Source organism: Ferrovibrio terrae, from assembly GCF_943372915.1.
Taxonomy (GTDB): Bacteria; Pseudomonadota; Alphaproteobacteria; order Ferrovibrionales; family Ferrovibrionaceae; genus Ferrovibrio; species Ferrovibrio terrae_A.
In genome coordinates this window covers 1-17,597 of record NZ_CALSAN010000029.1, presented here as the reverse complement: position 1 = coordinate 17,597, position 17,597 = coordinate 1, and the positions used below count along the sequence as shown (strand labels likewise).

At 64.6% G+C, this 17,597-nt stretch carries 15 protein-coding genes; 12 read left to right on the top strand and 3 right to left on the bottom strand.

Translation table 11 applies throughout. From position 1 onward, the window contains the following. The 7 genes from AAG821_RS17400 to AAG821_RS17370 all read left to right on the top strand — a co-directional run bounded on the left by AAG821_RS17400 (window position 1) and on the right by AAG821_RS17370 (window position 7,797). On the top strand, window positions 1-1,362 hold the full coding sequence (locus tag AAG821_RS17400; RefSeq protein ID WP_341910700.1) for a pyruvate dehydrogenase complex E1 component subunit beta: 1,362 nt from the start codon (window positions 1-3) through the stop codon (window positions 1,360-1,362). A gap of 14 nt (window positions 1,363-1,376) precedes the next feature. Further along, the gene (locus tag AAG821_RS17395; protein ID WP_341910699.1) at window positions 1,377-2,654 is read left to right on the top strand and encodes a pyruvate dehydrogenase complex dihydrolipoamide acetyltransferase; all 1,278 of its coding nucleotides are present in this window, start codon (window positions 1,377-1,379) and stop codon (window positions 2,652-2,654) included. Window positions 2,655-2,664: 10 nt separating this feature from the next. After that, window positions 2,665-3,366: an SDR family oxidoreductase gene (locus tag AAG821_RS17390; protein ID WP_341910697.1), complete on the top strand. Its 702-nt coding sequence runs from the start codon at window positions 2,665-2,667 to the stop codon at window positions 3,364-3,366. An 11-nt stretch (window positions 3,367-3,377) separates the two neighbouring features. Next, complete coding sequence (gene lpdA / locus AAG821_RS17385) at window positions 3,378-4,784, top strand: dihydrolipoyl dehydrogenase (protein ID WP_341910695.1); 1,407 nt, start codon at window positions 3,378-3,380, stop codon at window positions 4,782-4,784. A gap of 91 nt (window positions 4,785-4,875) precedes the next feature. Then, on the top strand, window positions 4,876-5,832 hold the full coding sequence (lipA, locus tag AAG821_RS17380) for a lipoyl synthase (RefSeq protein WP_341910693.1): 957 nt from the start codon (window positions 4,876-4,878) through the stop codon (window positions 5,830-5,832). Window positions 5,833-5,838: 6 nt separating this feature from the next. Then, entirely contained in the window at window positions 5,839-6,315 is a 477-nt protein-coding gene (locus tag AAG821_RS17375) for a type II toxin-antitoxin system RatA family toxin (RefSeq protein ID WP_341910691.1), read from the top strand. Window positions 6,316-6,357: 42 nt separating this feature from the next. Further along, a complete protein-coding gene (locus tag AAG821_RS17370; RefSeq protein WP_341910689.1) occupies window positions 6,358-7,797 on the top strand; it encodes a malonyl-CoA decarboxylase in 1,440 nt (479 codons plus the stop codon). A gap of 369 nt (window positions 7,798-8,166) precedes the next feature. On the opposite strand, the gene AAG821_RS17365 is transcribed toward AAG821_RS17370, so the two are convergent. From AAG821_RS17365 to AAG821_RS17355, 3 genes are read right to left on the bottom strand one after another with little or no spacing between them, the layout of a single operon-like run. Beyond that, window positions 8,167-8,676 carry a CinA family protein gene (locus tag AAG821_RS17365; RefSeq protein ID WP_341910688.1) on the bottom strand — a complete coding sequence of 170 codons (510 nt, stop codon included), beginning with the start codon at window positions 8,674-8,676 and terminating at the stop codon, window positions 8,167-8,169. An 8-nt stretch (window positions 8,677-8,684) separates the two neighbouring features. Further along, entirely contained in the window at window positions 8,685-9,137 is a 453-nt protein-coding gene (locus AAG821_RS17360; protein WP_341910685.1) for a phosphatidylglycerophosphatase A, read from the bottom strand. A gap of 5 nt (window positions 9,138-9,142) precedes the next feature. After that, window positions 9,143-10,312, bottom strand: coding sequence for a bifunctional 2-C-methyl-D-erythritol 4-phosphate cytidylyltransferase/2-C-methyl-D-erythritol 2,4-cyclodiphosphate synthase (locus AAG821_RS17355; RefSeq protein WP_341910684.1), 1,170 nt, complete (start codon window positions 10,310-10,312; stop codon window positions 9,143-9,145). 137 nt (window positions 10,313-10,449) lie between these two features. Between AAG821_RS17355 and dusB the strand changes: the two genes are divergently transcribed. From dusB to AAG821_RS17330, 5 genes are all read left to right on the top strand, one after another. Beyond that, entirely contained in the window at window positions 10,450-11,436 is a 987-nt protein-coding gene (gene dusB, locus AAG821_RS17350) for a tRNA dihydrouridine synthase DusB (protein WP_341910681.1), read from the top strand. Further along, window positions 11,436-12,557 (top strand): ATP-binding protein, encoded by a 1,122-nt coding sequence (locus tag AAG821_RS17345; RefSeq protein WP_341910680.1) that lies wholly within the window; start codon window positions 11,436-11,438, stop codon window positions 12,555-12,557. The genes dusB and AAG821_RS17345 overlap by 1 nt, the downstream gene beginning before the upstream one ends. After that, complete coding sequence (gene ntrC, locus AAG821_RS17340; protein ID WP_341910678.1) at window positions 12,554-14,002, top strand: nitrogen regulation protein NR(I); 1,449 nt, start codon at window positions 12,554-12,556, stop codon at window positions 14,000-14,002. The genes AAG821_RS17345 and ntrC overlap by 4 nt, the downstream gene beginning before the upstream one ends. Window positions 14,003-14,143: 141 nt before the next feature. Next, window positions 14,144-16,540 (top strand): PAS domain-containing sensor histidine kinase, encoded by a 2,397-nt coding sequence (locus AAG821_RS17335; RefSeq protein WP_341910676.1) that lies wholly within the window; start codon window positions 14,144-14,146, stop codon window positions 16,538-16,540. Continuing rightward, window positions 16,530-17,597: sigma-54 dependent transcriptional regulator (locus AAG821_RS17330; protein WP_341916361.1), on the top strand; the 1,068-nt coding region annotated here is incomplete at its 3' end. The genes AAG821_RS17335 and AAG821_RS17330, both read left to right, overlap by 11 nt.

Genomic DNA, 17,597 nt, shown 5'->3' with positions numbered 1-17,597 from the left:
ATGTCCATTGAGATTCTGATGCCCGCCCTGTCGCCGACCATGACGGAAGGCAAGCTGGCCAAGTGGCATAAAAAAGAAGGCGACGCGGTCAAGGCCGGCGACATCATCGCCGAGATCGAGACCGACAAGGCGACGATGGAATTCGAGGCCGTCGATGAAGGCGTGCTGGAGAAGATCCTGGTGCCCGAGGGCAGCGAAGGCGTCGCCGTGAACACGCCGATTGCATCCTTGCGCGGCGAGGGCGCGGCCCCGGCCAAGCCGGCCGAAGCGCCGAAGCCGCAGGCGGCGGTTGCCGCGCCGGTTGCTGCGACGCCAGCTGCGGCTGCGCCGGCTGCGATCAAGGAACTGGCCGATCCCGCCATTCCGGCCGGCACGCAGTTCGTCTCCATGACCGTGCGCGAGGCGATCCGCGAGGGCATGTCGGAAGAGATGCGCCGCGACCCCAAGGTGTTCCTGATGGGCGAGGAAGTCGCCCAGTACCAGGGTGCCTACAAGATCAGCCAGGGCATGCTGGATGAATTCGGCCCGGATCGCGTGATCGACACGCCGATCACCGAACAGGGCTTTGCCGGCCTCGCCGTCGGTGCGTCTTTCTACGGGCTGAAGCCGATCGTCGAGTTCATGACGTTTAATTTCTCGATGCAGGCCATCGACCAGATCGTCAATTCGGCGGCCAAGACGCTGTATATGTCGGGTGGGCAGATGGGCAGCTCCATCGTGTTCCGTGGGCCCAACGGTGCCGCGGCGCGCGTCGGCGCCCAGCACAGCCAGTGCTATGCCGCCTGGTATTCGCATATCCCGGGCCTCAAGGTGGTGGCGCCGTATTCGGCGGCCGATTTCAAGGGCCTGATCAAGGCGGCGATCCGCGATCCCAATCCGGTGATCTTCCTGGAAAACGAAATCCTCTACGGCCGCAGCTTCGAGGTGCCGAAGCTGGATGATTATGTCGTGCCGATCGGCAAGGCGCGCATTGCCCGCGCCGGCAAGGATGTGACCCTGGTGGGCTATTCGATTGCGGTGGGCCACGCGCTGGCTGCCGCCGAGAAGCTCGCTGAGGAGGGCATCGAGGCGGAGGTCATCGACCTGCGCACCATCCGCCCGATGGACCACGACACCATCATCGCCTCGGTACAGAAGACCAACCGCATCGTCACGGTGGAAGAAGGCTTCCCGCAATCGGGCATCGGCGCCGAAATCGCCGCCGTGATCATGGAAAAGGCCTTCGATCATCTCGATGCGCCGGTGGTGCGGGTGCATGGCAAGGATGTGCCGATGCCCTATGCCGCCAATCTGGAAAAGCTGGCGCTGGTGAGCGTGCCGGAAATCGTCGCGGCGGCGAAAGCCGTCTGCTACCGCACCTAAGGGAGGGCTGACGGATGCCGATCGAAATCCTGATGCCGGCCCTTTCGCCCACGATGACCGAGGGCAAGCTGGCGAAGTGGCACAAGCAGGAAGGCGACGAGATCAAGGCCGGTGACATCATCGCCGAGATCGAGACCGACAAGGCGACGATGGAATTCGAGGCTGTCGATGAAGGCAGGCTCGGCAAGATTCTGGTCGCCGAGGGCAGCGAAGGCGTGGCGGTGAACACGCCGATTGCCGTGCTGCTGGAGGAGGGCGAAAGCGCCTCTGCCGCCAAGGCCGCGCCCAAAGCAGAAGCACCAAAGGCTGAGGCGCCCAAGGCCGAAGCCCCGAAGCCTGCTGCCCCCGCTGCTGCGCCTGCCGCTGCGCCGGCTCCGGCGGCGAAGAGTGGTGATCGCGTGTTTGCCTCGCCGCTGGCCCGCCGCATCGCCCAGCAGAACAATATCGACCTGAGGGCCGTCAGCGGCAGCGGCCCGCATGGTCGCATCGTCAAGGCCGATATCGAGAAGGCACCGAAAGGCAGTGCTGCTGCTGCGCCGGCTGCGGCCGGCAAGGCTGCAGCCCCAGTCGCATCCGGCCCGGGCGCGCGCCAGCTCGCCGACCTGCTCAAGATGCCCTACAAGCTGGAACCGCTGTCAGGCATGCGCAAGACGATTGCGCGCCGCCTCACCGAGTCCAAGCAGACGGTGCCGCATTTCTATCTCACCATCGACACCGAGATCGACGAGCTGCTCTCGCTCCGCAAGCGGCTCAACGACAAGACCGAAGCCAAGATCAGCGTCAACGACTTCGTCATCCGCGCCGTGGCACTGGCACTCAAGAAAGTGCCGACTGCCAATGCCAGCTTCGACGACAGCGGCATGATGTATTACGAGCATGCCGATATCTCGGTGGCGGTGGCGACGCCGAATGGCCTGATCACGCCGATCATCAAGCAGGCGGAGTCGAAAGGCCTGACGCAGATTGCGAGCGAGATGAAAGATCTCGCTGCACGGGCACGCGACGGAAAGCTGAAGCCGGAAGAGTTCCAGGGCGGCACCTTCTCGATCTCCAATCTCGGCATGTTCGGCATCAAGCAGTTTGAAGCGGTGATCAATCCGCCGCAGGGCTGCATCCTCGCCATCGGCGCCGGCGAACAGCGCCCGATTGTGAAGAACGGCCAGATCGTGCCGGCCACGATCATGACCTGCACGCTGTCGGTCGATCATCGCGCGGTGGATGGCGCCGTGGGCGCGCAGTTCCTGCAGGCCTTCAAGGGCTTCATCGACGACCCGCTGACCATGCTGCTGTGAGGCGGCAGCGATGACGGACAAAGTCGCCATCGTCACCGGCGCCGGCAAGGGCATGGGCGCCGGGATTCTGAAAAAGCTTGCCGCCGATGGCTACAGGGTGGCGGCGATGTCACCATCCGGTGCAGCCAAGACCTTGGCGGAATCGCTCGGCGGTGTCGGCGTCACCGGCTCCAATGCCAAGGCGGATGACGTCAAGGCGCTGGTCGATCTGACGCTGGACAAGTATGGCCGCATCGATGCGGTGGTCAACAACACCGGCCATCCGCCCAAGGGCAACCTGCTCGATCTCGACGATGCCGCCTGGCTCACCGGCTTCGAGCTGGTACATCTGGCGGTGGTGCGCATGGTGCGACTGGTCACGCCGGTGATGTTGAAACAGGGCGGCGGCGCATTCGTGAACCTGCTTACCTATGCCACCTTCGAGCCGGAAGCCGATTTCCCGATTTCCGGACCGGTGCGCGCCGCCGTCGCCAGCTTCTCGAAAGTCTACGCCGACCAGTATGCGGCGCAGGGCATCCGCATGAACAACGTGCTGCCCGGCTTCATCGACAGCCTGCCGGCGAAAGACAGCCGGGTCGCCCGCATCCCGATGAAGCGCTACGGCACCGTGCGCGAGATCGCCGATGCGGTCGTCTTCCTGCTGTCGGAGCAGGCCAGTTACATCACCGGACAGAATTTGCGTGTCGACGGCGGCATAACCCGCTCAGTCTGAGGAGAGCCAGCATGGCTGATACCAGTTTCGATCTGATCGTCGTCGGCAGCGGCCCGGGCGGCTACACCACCGCCATCCGCGGCGCCCAGCTCGGCATGAAGACCGCGATCATCGAGCGCGAGCATCTGGGCGGCATCTGCCTGAACTGGGGCTGCATCCCGACCAAGGCTTTGCTGCGCTCGGCTGAGATCTACTCCAACATCAAGCATGCAGAAGCCTATGGTTTCACCGTCGAAGGCAAGGTGACCATCAACACCGCCAAGGTGGTGGAGCGCTCGCGCAAGGTGGCGGCGCAGCTGTCGAATGGCGTGAAATTCCTGATGAAGAAGCACAAGATCACGGTGTTCGACGGCCATGGCACGCTGAACGGTCCCGGCAAGGTGAAGGTGACCAAGGACGGCAAGCCGGTCGCCGACCTGACCGCCAAGCATATCATCCTCGCCACCGGTGCGCGGGCGCGGTCTCTTCCCGGCCTGGAGCCGGATGGCAAGCTGGTCTGGACCTACAAGGAAGCCATGGTGCCGCCGGCTTTGCCGAAGTCGCTGCTGGTGATCGGCTCGGGTGCCATCGGCATCGAATTCGCCAGCTTCTATCGTCAGCTCGGCGCCGAGGTCACCGTGGTGGAGGTGATGGACCGCGTGCTGCCAGTGGAAGACGAAGAAATTTCCGCCTTTGCCAAGAAGGCCTTCGAGAAGCAGGGCATGAAGATCCATCTTGGCACCACCGTCACGGCACTGAAGAAGGGCGCCGATACGGTGACCGCCGTGCTGAAGGACAAGGCCGGCAAGGAAACCGAGATCACGGTGGAGCGCGTCATCCTCGCTGTCGGCATTGTCGGCAATGTCGAGAATATCGGTCTGGAAACCACCAAGGCCAAGGTCGAGAAGACCCATGTCGTCACCGACGAATGGAGCCGCACCGCCGAGCCCGGCCTCTATGCCATCGGCGACCTGACCGGTCCGCCCTGGCTGGCGCACAAGGCCGGCCATGAGGGTGTGATCTGCGTCGAGAAGATCGCCGGCGAGAAGGACGTGCATCCGCTGGTGGTCACCAATATTCCGGGCTGCACCTACTGCACGCCGCAGGTCGCCAGCGTCGGCCTCACCGAGGCGGCGGCCAAGGCCAAGGGCCATATGGTGAAGGTTGGGCGCTACCCCTTCCTCGCCAACGGCAAGGCGATTGCGCTGGGCGAGCCGGAAGGCCTGGTCAAGACCGTGTTCGACGCCAAGACCGGCGAGCTGCTGGGCGCCCATATGATCGGCGCCGAGGTGACCGAGCTGATCCAGGGCTTCGGCATCGCCAAGACGCTGGAAACCACCGAAGCCGAGCTGATGCACGCCATCTTCCCGCATCCGACCCTGTCGGAAATGATGCATGAATCGGTGCTGGACGCCTATGGCAAGGCGCTGAATTACTAGGATTCTGCGGCCGGTGTCAGGGCAGGGGCTTTTCTGTATACTGGGTCCGCGCTACCTCAGCCCCTAGAGGTTGGCAGAAGGTTTTATCGTCGTGGTCATCAACGTTCATCCCATCCCGGTCCGCCATCCGGAAAAGGCGCACAAGCCCGATACGCCGGTGCTGCGCAAGCCGGACTGGATCCGCGTCAAGGCGCCGACCTCGCCGGAAGTGGCCGAGACGCGCCGGCTGATGCGCGAGCTGAATCTGAACACCGTCTGCGAGGAAGCGGCCTGCCCGAATCTGGGCGAGTGCTGGAAGCAGAAGCATGCCACCGTGATGATCCTGGGCGCGGTCTGCACCCGGGCCTGCGCATTTTGCAATGTCTCGACCGGCAAGCCCGGCGCCGTCGACCATGACGAGCCCGAGCATGTCGCCGAGGCGGTGGGCAAGCTCGGCCTGCATCATGTGGTGATTACGTCTGTGGATCGCGACGACCTCGACGATGGCGGCGCCTCGCAGTTCGTCAAGACCATCGCGGCGATCCGCCGGTCTTCGCCGTCGACCACGGTGGAAATCCTCACACCCGATTTCATCCGCAAGCCCGGCGCCATCGAGGCCGTGGTTTCGGCCCGGCCCGATGTCTACAACCACAATCTGGAAACCGTGCCGCGTCTGTATCCCACCATCCGGCCCGGCGCGCGCTATTTCGCCTCGCTGCAGCTGCTGGCCAAGGTGAAGGAACTCGATCCGCTGATGTTCACCAAGTCGGGGCTCATGGTCGGCCTGGGCGAAGAGAAGATCGAAATCATGCAGGTGATGGACGACCTGCGTGCCGCCGATGTGGATTTCCTCACCATCGGGCAATACCTGCAGCCGACCCGCAAGCATGCCGAGGTGAAGAGCTTCGTCACGCCTGATGACTTCGCCGCCTATGCGACGATTGCCAATGCCAAGGGCTTCCTCACCGTCTCGGCCTCGCCGCTGACGCGCTCGTCGCATCATGCCGGCGAGGATTTCGCCCGGCTGAAGGCGGCCCGCGAAGCCAAGATGTCGCGCGCGGAAGCCTGAACGCCGGTGCCGACCCACGCCGAAAAACGCGTTCTGCCCTACCGGCCCGACCAGCTCTATGCGCTGGTCGCCGGCATCGAGCATTACCCGAAATTCCTGCCCTGGTGCGTCGGCGCCCGCATCCGCGAGCGTAACGAAACTGTCGTGGTGGCCGACCTGATCATCGGCTTCAAGGTGTTCCGCGAACGCTTCACCAGCCGGGTAACGCTCGACGCCGAGGCCAGGCGGATCGATGTAGAATACACCGACGGTCCGTTCAAATATCTGAAAAACCACTGGATCTTTAATCCGCATCCAACCGGCTGCGAGATCGACTTTTATGTCGATTTCGAGTTCAAGTCGCGGCTGCTGCAGAAAACCATCGAGCTGCTGTTCAACGAAGCGGTACGCCGCATGGTTGGCGCCTTCGAGACCCGGGCGCATCAGCTCTACGGCGAGAATGGATTATCCCTGCCGCCTGGTGCTACGATCACGGCACTCTGACCCGGCTCGGCCGTTACACCTGAGCCCAACACGGAGTTCAGTATGGTAGCCCTGCCTACGCTTCCCAATATCTCGATTTCCGGCACGCTGCTGGAGCGCGGCCTGCGCAGCCTGGTCGGCGCCTGGCGCGGCATTGCCGGCGGCGACGACACTGCCCAGCTGGCCCGCGACGGCCTGTCTGACGCCAAGGATACCGAACGCCTGCGCGGCCTGTTTGCCGATTGCCTGGAGGCGCGTGGCGGCGAGGTTTCGGCCCGGGCCCGTGCGGCAAGCCTTGGCCGGCTCTATCTCGGCCTCGACGATGCCGGCAAGCGCAGCTTCCTGCAGGTGCTGGCCAGCGGTTTCGCCGCCGATGAAGGGACGCTCGACAAGGCCATCGCCGAGGTGCAGCGCGCCGCCGAGCCGCTCACCCGCCACAAGGCGCAGCGCAGCCTGCGACTGGCATTGACGCCGCCGCGCCAGCGGCTGCTGACGCAGTTCACCGCGCTGCCGCAGGGTGTGAAATTCCTCGTCGATATGCGCGCCGATGCGCTGCGCTTCCGCAAGGAGGCGCCGGAACTGGCTATCGTCGAGGCCGATCTGGAAGACCTTCTCGTGGGCTGGTTCGATATCGGCTTCCTCGAGCTGCAGCGGATATCGTGGAACAGCCCGGCTGCCCTGCTGGAAAAGCTGATCGCCTATGAAGCCGTGCATGCGATCGAAAGCTGGGACGACCTGCGCAACCGGCTGGATGCCGACCGGCGCTGCTATGCCTTTTTCCATCCGCGCATGCCGCTGGAACCGCTGATCTTCGTCGAGGTCGCGCTGGTCAAGGGCATTGCCGGCAATGTGCAGACCCTGCTGGACCAGGCGACGCCGGTGCTCGATCCCAAGGACGCCGATACGGCGATCTTTTATTCGATCTCCAACACCCAGGTCGGCCTGCGCGGCATTTCCTTCGGCAACTTCCTAATCAAGCGCGTGGTCGACGATCTCAGCCGCGACCTGCCGAACCTGAAGCAGTTCTCGACGCTGTCGCCGATCCCGGGCTTCCGCGCCTGGCTGGAGGAAACCGTCGCCGCCGGCACGCCCGATCTGGTCGAAAGCAAGGCGCGCGAGGAGCTGACCCATGCACTGGGCCAGCGCTTCTCCAAGGGCATGCTGCCCGGCCTGCTGAAGGATCATGCCTGGACCGAGAATGCGGCGCTGGCCGAGGCGCTGAAACCCGTGCTGTTGCGGCTCTGCGCGCGCTATCTGCTCACCGCCACCGACAAGGCCGGCAAGCCGCGCGATCCGGTGGCGCGCTTTCATCTCAGCAACGGTTCGGCCGTGCACCGGCTCAACTGGATGGGCGATCGCTCGCGCAACGGCATGAAGCAGTCGGCCGGCCTGATGGTGAACTATCTCTACCGCCTGGACGATATCGACCAGAACCACGAACGCTTCGTGCGCGACGGCACGATTGCCGCATCGGGCGAAGTGAAGCGGCTGGCGGATTTTTAAAAATTGATTACTTCGGGCTGTCCATTAGCGCAGTCTAGATGCTTCAGGCGGTATCCGCCGTCAGACCTCTGGACACTCCAGTAGTATTTTTCTGGTGTGATTGGCTTTTGGCACTGCAAGCACCGCGTCGGCCAACCATTATGGCGCCACTGTGCGATGACGCTGAATGGAGCGCCGTGAATGTGTGCTGTCCATTCGATGTCAGATAGGCATAACAGAGCACGAACGTTGATCCTACCCTCTTGATCAGCGGGCGCGTTCTCAAGGATGTCATCGAGTACCTCTTCCGCGACTTTGTCGGACATGGTTCCTCGATGTAGTTCTGTCAGTATATCTCGCGGAGTCATTCTAGTTGCGCCGCTGGGGGATTTACGGTTGGCTCGCGCCGATCTGCGCCACCATCTCGCCAGCGAGGTTGAGCGCGTCTTCCACCGTGGCCCGGCGCACGGCGCCGCGGCCGATCTCGCCATAAGTCATGCGCAGATGCATGGTCTCATGCCCATGGGCGGCAACGGCGATATGCACCAGACCGACCGGCTTGGTGGCGGTGCCGCCACCGGGGCCGGCGACGCCGGTGCAGGCAATGGCGATATCGGCCTTGCTCTTGCGCAGGCAGCCTTCCGCCATGGCGCGCGCCACCGGCTCGGAGACCGCGCCATGGCCGGCGACGATCTCGGCCGGCACGCCGATGGAGTATGTCTTGGCGTCATTGGAATAGGTGACGAAGCCGCGCTCGAACACATCGGATGATCCGGCAATCTCGGTGAGCGTGGCTGCGATCAGCCCGCCAGTGCAGGATTCCGCCGTCGCCAGCATCAGCTTGGCGTCGCGGCAGCGCTGCAGCAGGGTTTCGGCAAGGCGGAGCAGGCTGTCGTCCATGATGTCTCTCACCAGAAATGCACGACGGCCAGCATGACGATCATGCCATAGAGGCCGGCGAAGAGGTCGTCGATCAGCACGCCGGGCGCGCCACTGAGGGTATTGTCGGCCCAGGAGGCTGGCCAGATTTTCGTGATGTCGAAAAAGCGGAAGACGATGAAGCCGATCAGGTAGAGCCACGGATCGGCCGGCACGAAAACCAGCGTCAGCCATTGCCCGGCCACTTCATCGATCACCACTTCGCCCGGATCTTCGCCGGGCCAGCGCACCAGGAACAGCCGGATCGCCCACAGCGCGATCAGCGTTATGGCGCAGGCCGCAATGGCAAGCGCCCATGGACCGCCATAGAGCTGCAGCAGCCAGGCGAAGGGCAGGGCGCCGGCTGAACCCCAGCTGCCCGGTGCGGGCTTGAGCTTGCCGAGGCCGAACCAGGTGCAGAGCACGAAAGGCAAAGCATACATCGCGCTCAGTCCGGCAGCCGGATGGTGGCAACCGCCTGGGCCGCGATGCCTTCGCGCCGTCCGGTGAAGCCGAGCTGCTCGGTGGTCGTTGCCTTCACGCTGATGCGATCAACTGCGACGCCGGTGATCGCGGCAATGCGTGCACGCATGGCATCGCGATGCGGCCCGATCTTCGGCGCTTCGCAGATGATGGTGACATCCGCATGCGCCAGCATGCCGCCGCGCGCGGTCAGCAACGAAACCGCATGCTGCAGGAAGGCGGCAGAGTCGGCATTCTTCCAGCGCGCATCGGACGGCGGGAAATGCTGGCCGATATCGCCATCGCCCAGCGCGCCGAGGATCGCATCGGTCAGCGCATGCAGCGCCACATCGGCATCGGAATGGCCGGCGAGGCCGCGCTCATGCGGGATCACCAGGCCGCCGATGGTGAGCTTGCGGCCCGGCTCGTCGCTGAAGGCATGCACATCGAAGCCCTGACCGGTGCGGATATCGCCCAGCGTCATCATCAACTGGCGCTCGGCACGAACAAAATCCTCGGGCTCGGTCACTTTGAAATTCTCCTCACTGCCGGGCACCAGCCTGACGGCAAGGCCGGCGCGCTCGGCGACGGCAGCATCATCGGTGAGGGCCAGGCCGGCCGACTGGCGGTGCGCGGTCAGGATATCGCTGAAGCGGAAGGCCTGCGGGGTCTGCACCCGCCACAGGCCCTGGCGTTCCACCCCGCTGCGGGCGAAGCCGCTGTCGTCGCGCTTGAGGGTGTCGACCACCGGGATGGCGAGAACGGCACCCGGCGCCTGTTTGAGCATGGCCAGCAGGCGATCGATATAAACATGCTGAAGAAATGGGCGGGCTGCGTCATGAATCAGCACTTCTGCCGGCAGATCGTGCGCCAGGGCCTCCAGACCGAGCCGGACGCTGTCCTGCCGCGCTGCACCGCCGAGGCAGGGCGGCGCCAGCCGGGGGTTACCGGTCAGGCCGGCGACAGCCTGCTCGTAGGCCGCGGAATCGTCGGGGTGGATCACGACCGCGACCCGTGCTATTGCCCCGTGGCCGAGCAGCGCCTCGACACAGTGCCGAAGCAACGGCTTTCCTCCAAGCATCTGGTATTGCTTGGGTTTTTCTCCGCCGGCGCGGGTTCCGCGGCCGGCCGCAACAATCAGCGCGGCGGTTGTCATGTCGGGCAACCTACCCGAGCCGGTCCGGCGAGGCAAAGGCCTACCCGGCTTGCTCCGGAAGCGGAAGGATGTTGCAGCGCAGTACGAAAGCCTTTATCGTGACCAACATCTGGGCACCCCAGGGAATTGTGTAAAAAATGAGCATAAACGTCGGTCCCGTCGCCATCGCAGATCCGGTCATCCTGGCCCCCATGTCGGGGGTCTCGGACTTGCCGTTCCGCCGCCTCGTCAAGCGCAGCGGTGCTGGCCTTGTCGTGTCCGAAATGATCGCGTCTGAGGCGATGGTGCGCGCCTCGCGGCAGACGCTGAAGATGGCGCAGAACGTGCCTGAAGAATTCCCCATGTCGGTGCAGCTCGCCGGCTGCGAAGGCAGCGTGATGGCCGAGGCTGCCAAGCTGAATGAAGACAGCGGCGCCGCCATCATCGACATCAACATGGGCTGCCCGGTGAAGAAGGTGGTGAATGGCCATGCCGGTTCGGCGCTGATGCGCGATCTGGCTCATGCCAAGACGCTGCTGACCGCCACCGTGAAGGCGGTGAAACTGCCGGTGACCCTGAAGATGCGCACCGGCTGGGACGATGCCAACCGCAATGCGCCGGAACTGGCACGTATCGCCGAAGGCGAGGGCATCCAGATGCTCACCGTGCACGGTCGCACGCGCAACCAGCTGTATAACGGCCATGCCGACTGGGCCTTCGTGCGCAAGGTGAAAGAGGCAACCAAGCTGCCGGTGATCGTCAATGGCGATATCACCACGCTGGAAGCCGCCCGGGATGCGCTCGACCAGTCGGGCGCCGATGGCGTGATGATCGGTCGCGGTGCCTATGGCCGGCCATGGTTCCTGCGCCAGGTGATCGAGTATCTGAAGACCGGCACGCGGCTGCCCGATCCGTCGCTGGCCGAGCAGGAAGCCACCGTGCTGGAGCATTACGATGCCATGCTGGAGCATTACGGCGTGTCGACCGGCCTGAAGATCGGCCGCAAGCATGTGGCCTGGTATTCCAAGGGCCTGCCGGGCTCTGCCGAGTTCCGCACCCGCATCATGCAGATCGACGAACCGCAGCAGGTGCGCAACACCATCCGCGATTTCTATGCGCCGCAGCTGGATCGGATGGCCGCCTGATGCAGTCGCTGGAGAGCTACGAAAGCCGCAGCATTGATGCCGCCCAGGTGCTGGGCGCCATCCCCAATCCCATTCTGGTGGTGGGTCGTCAGGGCGATATCAGCTATGTGAATCCCGCCGCCGAACAGTTCTTCGACAGCGGCGCCGCCGTGCTGTGCCGGCAGAACCTGCGCGACCTGGTGCCGTTTGGCAGCCCGGTGCTGCAGCTGTTTGCCCAGGTGTTCCGCGAGCGCTACAGCGTGGCGGAATACGATGTCGATCTCGGTTCGCCGCGTCTGGGCGAACGTCTGGTCGATGTACAGATTTCGCCGGTGCCGGAAGCGCAGGATCATGTGATCGTGCGCTTTGACGAACGCACCATGGCCGCCAAGATCGACCGTGCGCTGACCCATCGCGGCGCGGCGCGTTCGGTCACCGGCATGGCCGCCGTGCTGGCGCATGAAGTGAAGAATCCGCTCAGCGGCATTCGCGGCGCGGCGCAGCTGCTGGAAGCCAATGCCAACCAGGCCGACCGCGAACTGACCCGCCTGATCTGCGACGAGACCGACCGCATCTGCGCGCTGGTCGACAGCATGGAAGTCTTCACCGACAAGCGCATCGAGCGCGGCCCGGTGAATATCCATCAGGTGCTGGAACATGTGCGCAAGGTGGCACAGGCCGGCTTTGCCAAACACATCCGTTTTGTCGAACGCTACGATCCGTCGCTGCCGCCGGTGAATGGCAGCCGCGACCAGCTGGTCCAGGTCTTCCTGAATCTGGTGAAGAATGCGGCAGAGGCCGTTGGCGACGATCCCGGTGGCGAGATCATCCTGACCACTGCCTACCGCCATGGCGTGCGTCTGGCCGTGCGCGGCTCGCGTGACCGGTTGCATCTGCCGCTGGAAGTGTCGGTTCAGGACAATGGCCCGGGTGTATCCGAAGATATCCGGCAATATCTGTTCGATCCGTTCGTTTCGACCAAAGTCAGCGGTTCTGGCCTCGGTCTTGCATTAGTTGCCAAGATCATTGGCGATCACGGCGGCGTTATTGAATGTGACAGCCGTCCCCGCCGTACAGTTTTCAGTGCCCGTCTGCCGGTTCACAGCCCGACAGCGGAAGAATCCGGAGAGTTCCAGGAATGAGTAATAAGGGCACCATTCTCGTCGCCGACGACGACCGCTCGATCCGCACGGTGCTGGATCAGGCGCTCGGCCGAGTCGGCTATCAGGTGCGCTCGACCGGTAATGCCGCCACCCTGTGGCGCTGGGCGTCTGAAGGCGAGGGCGAGCTGATCATCACTGACGTGGTGATGCCCGACGAGAATGGCCTCGACCTGCTGCCGCGCATCAAGCGGATCCGGCCGGAACTGCCGATCATCGTGATGAGCGCGCAGAAGACGCTGCTGACCGCCGTGAAGGCCGCCGAGCGTGGCGCCTATGACTATCTGCCCAAGCCCTTCGACCTGAAGGAGCTGCTGCGCGTGGTTGAACGCGCGATGAACCAGCCGAAGGCGCAGCCGTCCGAAGCCGCTGCCGCCGATGCCGACGAGGAAAAGCTGCCGCTGATCGGCCGTTCGCCGGCGATGCAGGAAATCTACCGTGTGATGGCGCGCCTGATGGGCACCGACCTCACGGTGCTGATCTATGGCGAGTCCGGCACCGGCAAGGAGCTGGTGGCGCGCGCGCTGCATGATTACGGCAAGCGCCGCAACGGGCCGTTTGTCGCCATCAACATGGCGGCGATCCCGCGCGAGCTGATCGAGAGTGAGTTGTTCGGCCATGAGAAGGGCGCCTTCACCGGTGCTGCCAATCGTTACGCCGGTCGTTTCGAACAGGCCGAGGGCGGCACGCTTTTCCTCGACGAAATCGGCGACATGCCGATCGAAGCCCAGACCCGCCTGCTGCGCGTCCTGCAGCAGGGCGAATATACCACCGTGGGCGGCCGCACGCCGATCCGCACCGATGTGCGCATCGTCGCCGCCACCAACCGCGACCTGCGCCAGGCCGTGAACCAGGGCCTGTTCCGCGAGGATCTGTTCTATCGCCTGAATGTCGTGCCGCTGCGCCTGCCGCCCCTGCGCGAGCGCAGCGAGGATATCGCCGATCTGGTGCGGCATTTTCTCGGCCAGTCTGCGGCCCAGGGCCTGCCGACCAAGACCGTGTCGGCCGAGGCGATGGAGCGCATCCGCCGCTATCGCTGGCCCGGCAACGTGCGTGAACTGGAAAACCTGGTCCGCCGCCTGGCCGCGCTCTATGCCGAGGATGTCATCGGCATCGAGGTGATCGAGAACGAACTGGCCGAGCCGCCGCAGGCACCGCGCAATGCCGAGCCCAGCGAGGAAGAGACGCTGACCGGCAGCATCGAGCGCCACCTGACCAAGTATTTCGCCGCCCAGGGCGACGACCTGCCGCCGCCGGGCCTGTATGACCGCATGCTGCGCGAGCTGGAAATTCCGCTGATCTCGCTCAGCCTGGCGGCCACGCGGGGCAACCAGATCAAGGCGGCCCATATGCTGGGCCTGAACCGCAATACGCTGCGCAAGAAGATCCGCGACCATAACATCCAGGTCATCCGGGGCCTGAAGTAGCCGCGGTTTGGCTTAGTCCGGGCCTGAAATAGCCCCGGAATCCGCATCAACCTGTACCCCCGGGACGGGTGCCGGACGGCGGCGGCTGGGGTATGATCCGCCAATGGCCGGGTATCCCCGATTCACTCACGGTCACCATCCATGACCGACCAGACCCTCCCGACGCCCAGCGACCCTGGCGCGGCGGCCGATGGCCCGCGCCCGATTGCCCGGCTGGCCCGGCGCGCGGCCGACTGGCTGCGCCGCCCCAGCCTGATCCGCCAGCTGGAGATCGCGCTGGCCATCGCCGCCCTGGTGGCGGGCACGCTGACCTATCTGGCGATGACGCCGGGCGCCAATCGCGAGCTGACGCCGCGCGATGTCCAGATCCTGCTGCTGACCGACCTGGTCATCCTGCTCAGCCTGACCAGCCTGGTGGCGCGCCGCCTGGTGGTGCTGTGGATGCAGCGGCGCCGCGGCGTGGCCGGTTCGCGCCTGCATGCCCGCATGGTGATGATGTTTGCCGGCGTCACCGCGCTGCCCACGGTACTGATGACGCTGTTTGCCGTGCTGTTTTTCAATCTCGGTCTGCAGACCTGGTTCAGCGAGCGTGTCAATTCGGCGGTCAGCGCCTCGGTCGCCATCGCCGAGGCCTATATCCAGGAGCATCGCAAGACCATCCGCGCTGATGTGCTGGCCATGGCGGTCGATCTCAACCGCGCCGCCCCCAGCCTGACCCGCAATCCCTATGCCTTCCAGCAGGCGGTGCGGCAGCTGTCGCGCATCCGCGGCCTTGGCGAGGCGATCGTCTTCACGTCGACTGGCGAAATCCTCGCCCGCAACGAACTCAGCCTGCTGATGGAATTCGACCGCGTGCCGCCGCGCGCCATCGAGGATGCCAATGCCGGGCAGGTGGTGATCATCACCGCCGAGACTGATGACCGCGTGCGCGCGCTGGTGCGGCTGGATGGTTATCTGGATGCCTATCTCTATGTCGGCCGCTATCTCGACGCCAAGGTGCTGGCGGATCTTGAGCGCACCCGCAATGCGGCGCAGCAGTACAGCCGCCTTGAACAGGCCCGTGCGACCCTGGAAATCAACTTCGCCATCCTGTTCCTGCTTGTCTCGCTGCTGCTGCTGTTCGCCGCCATCTGGTTCGCGCTGCTGATCGCCAACCGGCTGGTGACGCCGATCAGCGAGGTGGTGACAGCCGCCGAGCGCATCCGCAGCGGCGACCTGACCGCGCGGGTGACCGAACGCTCCGATGACGACGAGATTTCCGCACTGGGCCGCACCTTCAACCGCATGACCGGCCAGCTGGCGGCGCAGCAGTCCGAACTCATCGCCGCCAACCGCCAGCTCGACGAGCGCCGGCGCTTTACCGAAACCGTTCTGGCCGGCGTCTCGGCCGGCGTGATCGGCGTCGACCCGCAGGGCATGGTGACGCTGCCCAACCCTTCGGCCCAGGCGATGCTGCAGCAGAGCTTCGATGACATGGTGGGGCGGCCTTTCACGGCGGTGGCGCCGGAAATGGCTGACCTGTTCCAGCGGCTGGAGCAGCGCCCGTCCGAAGGCGTTGAGCGCGGCCAGGTGGTGGTGCAGCGCGCCGGCGGTGTCCGCACCCTGCTGGTGCGTATCGCCCGCGAGGTGACGGGCAATGAACTGCTCGGCTATGTCGCCACCTTCGACGATGTCAGCGAGCTGATGGCGGCGCAGCGCAATGCCGCCTGGGCCGATATCGCGCGGCGCATCGCCCATGAGATCAAGAATCCGCTCACCCCGATCCAGCTGTCGGCCGAGCGGCTCAAGCGCAAGTATCTCAAGGAAGTGCAGACCGATCCGCATATCTTTGCCGAATGCACCGATACGATCATCCGCCAGGTCGGCGATATCGGCCGCATGGTGGATGAATTCTCCACCTTTGCCCGCATGCCGCGCCCGGTCTATCGCGAGGAAGACCTCAACCAGCTGGTGCGCCAGGGCGTGTTCCTGCAGCAGGTGGCGCGTCCCGATATCCGCTTCGATACCGACCTGCCGGCAACGCCGATCCGGGTCAATGTCGACGCGCGCCAGCTTGCCCAGGTGCTGACCAATATCCTGCAGAATGCCGTCGATGCCATCGATGGTCGGGACCGCACCACCGGCGTCACCCCGCCGCCGGGCCATATTTCGGTCGGCCTGCGGCAGAATGGCACCGTCGCCGATATCACCGTGCTGGATAACGGCCGCGGCCTGCCGGAAGAAAACCGTGACCGCCTGTTCGAGCCCTATGTCACGACCCGCACCAAGGGAACCGGCCTTGGCCTGGCCATCGTCAAAAAGATTATCGAGGAGCATGGCGGCAGCATCACGCTGACCGATGCCACGCTGTTTGATCCGGCACTGAAAAATGGTAGTTTGGCGCGCATTCACCTGCCGGGCGTGCTGCCCGGCGACACAATGGCGGAAAACACCGCAGTTTCAGAGAATGCCGCAGTGTCAGAGAATACAGTTTCGGTTGCGACAGAATCACAGGCGACAGTGCGCAAGTTGTTAGGGTCGGGCAGTCATGGCGCGTGACATTCTCATCGTCGATGACGAAGCGGATATCCGCAATCTGATTGGCGGCATTCTGCAGGATGAAGGCTACGAAACCCGCATGGCCGGCGATTCCGATGGCGCGCTGCGCGAGATGGAGGCGCGGCGGCCGAATGCGGTGATCCTGGATATCTGGCTGCAGGGCAGCAAGATGGACGGGCTGGAAATCCTCGACCGCATCATCCGCGATCACAGCACCGTGCCGGTGGTGATGATTTCCGGCCATGGCAATATCGAAACCGCGGTGTCGGCGATCAAGCGCGGCGCCTATGACTATATCGAGAAGCCGTTCAAGAGCGACCGCCTGCTGCTGCTGGTCGAGCGCGCGCTGGAACAGGCCCGCCTCAAGCGCGAGAATGAAGATCTGCGCCAGCGCTCGGGCAATATTGCCGAGCTGATCGGGTCGTCGCCGGCCATGGTGGCGCTGCGCCAGGCCATCGACCGCGTGGCGCCAACCAACAGCCGCGTGCTGATTTCGGGCCCGGCCGGCGCCGGCAAGGAACTGGTCGCCCGGTTGCTGCACCAGCGCTCGCGGCGCGCCGGCGGACCTTTCGTGGTGCTGAATGTCGCCTCGATGACGCCTGACCGCATCGAGCAGCAGCTGTTCGGCTTCGAGGAAACGATCAACGGCCAGCGCCAGCACAAGATCGGCGTGCTGGAGGAGGCCCATGGCGGCACGCTCTTCCTCGACGAGGTGGCCGAGATGTCGCCCGAGGCGCAGGCCAAGCTGCTGCGCGTGCTGACCGAGCAGAGTTTCGAGCGCGTCGGCGGGCGCACCCGCGTGCAGGTCGATGTGCGCATCATTTCCGGCACGGTGCATGACCTGACCGCGCGGGTCGGGCAGGGGCTGTTCCGCCAGGATCTGTTCCATCGCCTCAATGTCGTGCCGCTGAAAGTGCCGGCCTTGCGCGACCGCCGCGAGGACGTGCCGCTGCTGGCCAAGCAGTTCATCCAGAGCGAGGCCCAGCGCCAGGGCGTGCCGGTGCGCGAACTGGCCGAGGATGCGCTGCTCGCCCTGCAATCCGCTGAATGGCCCGGC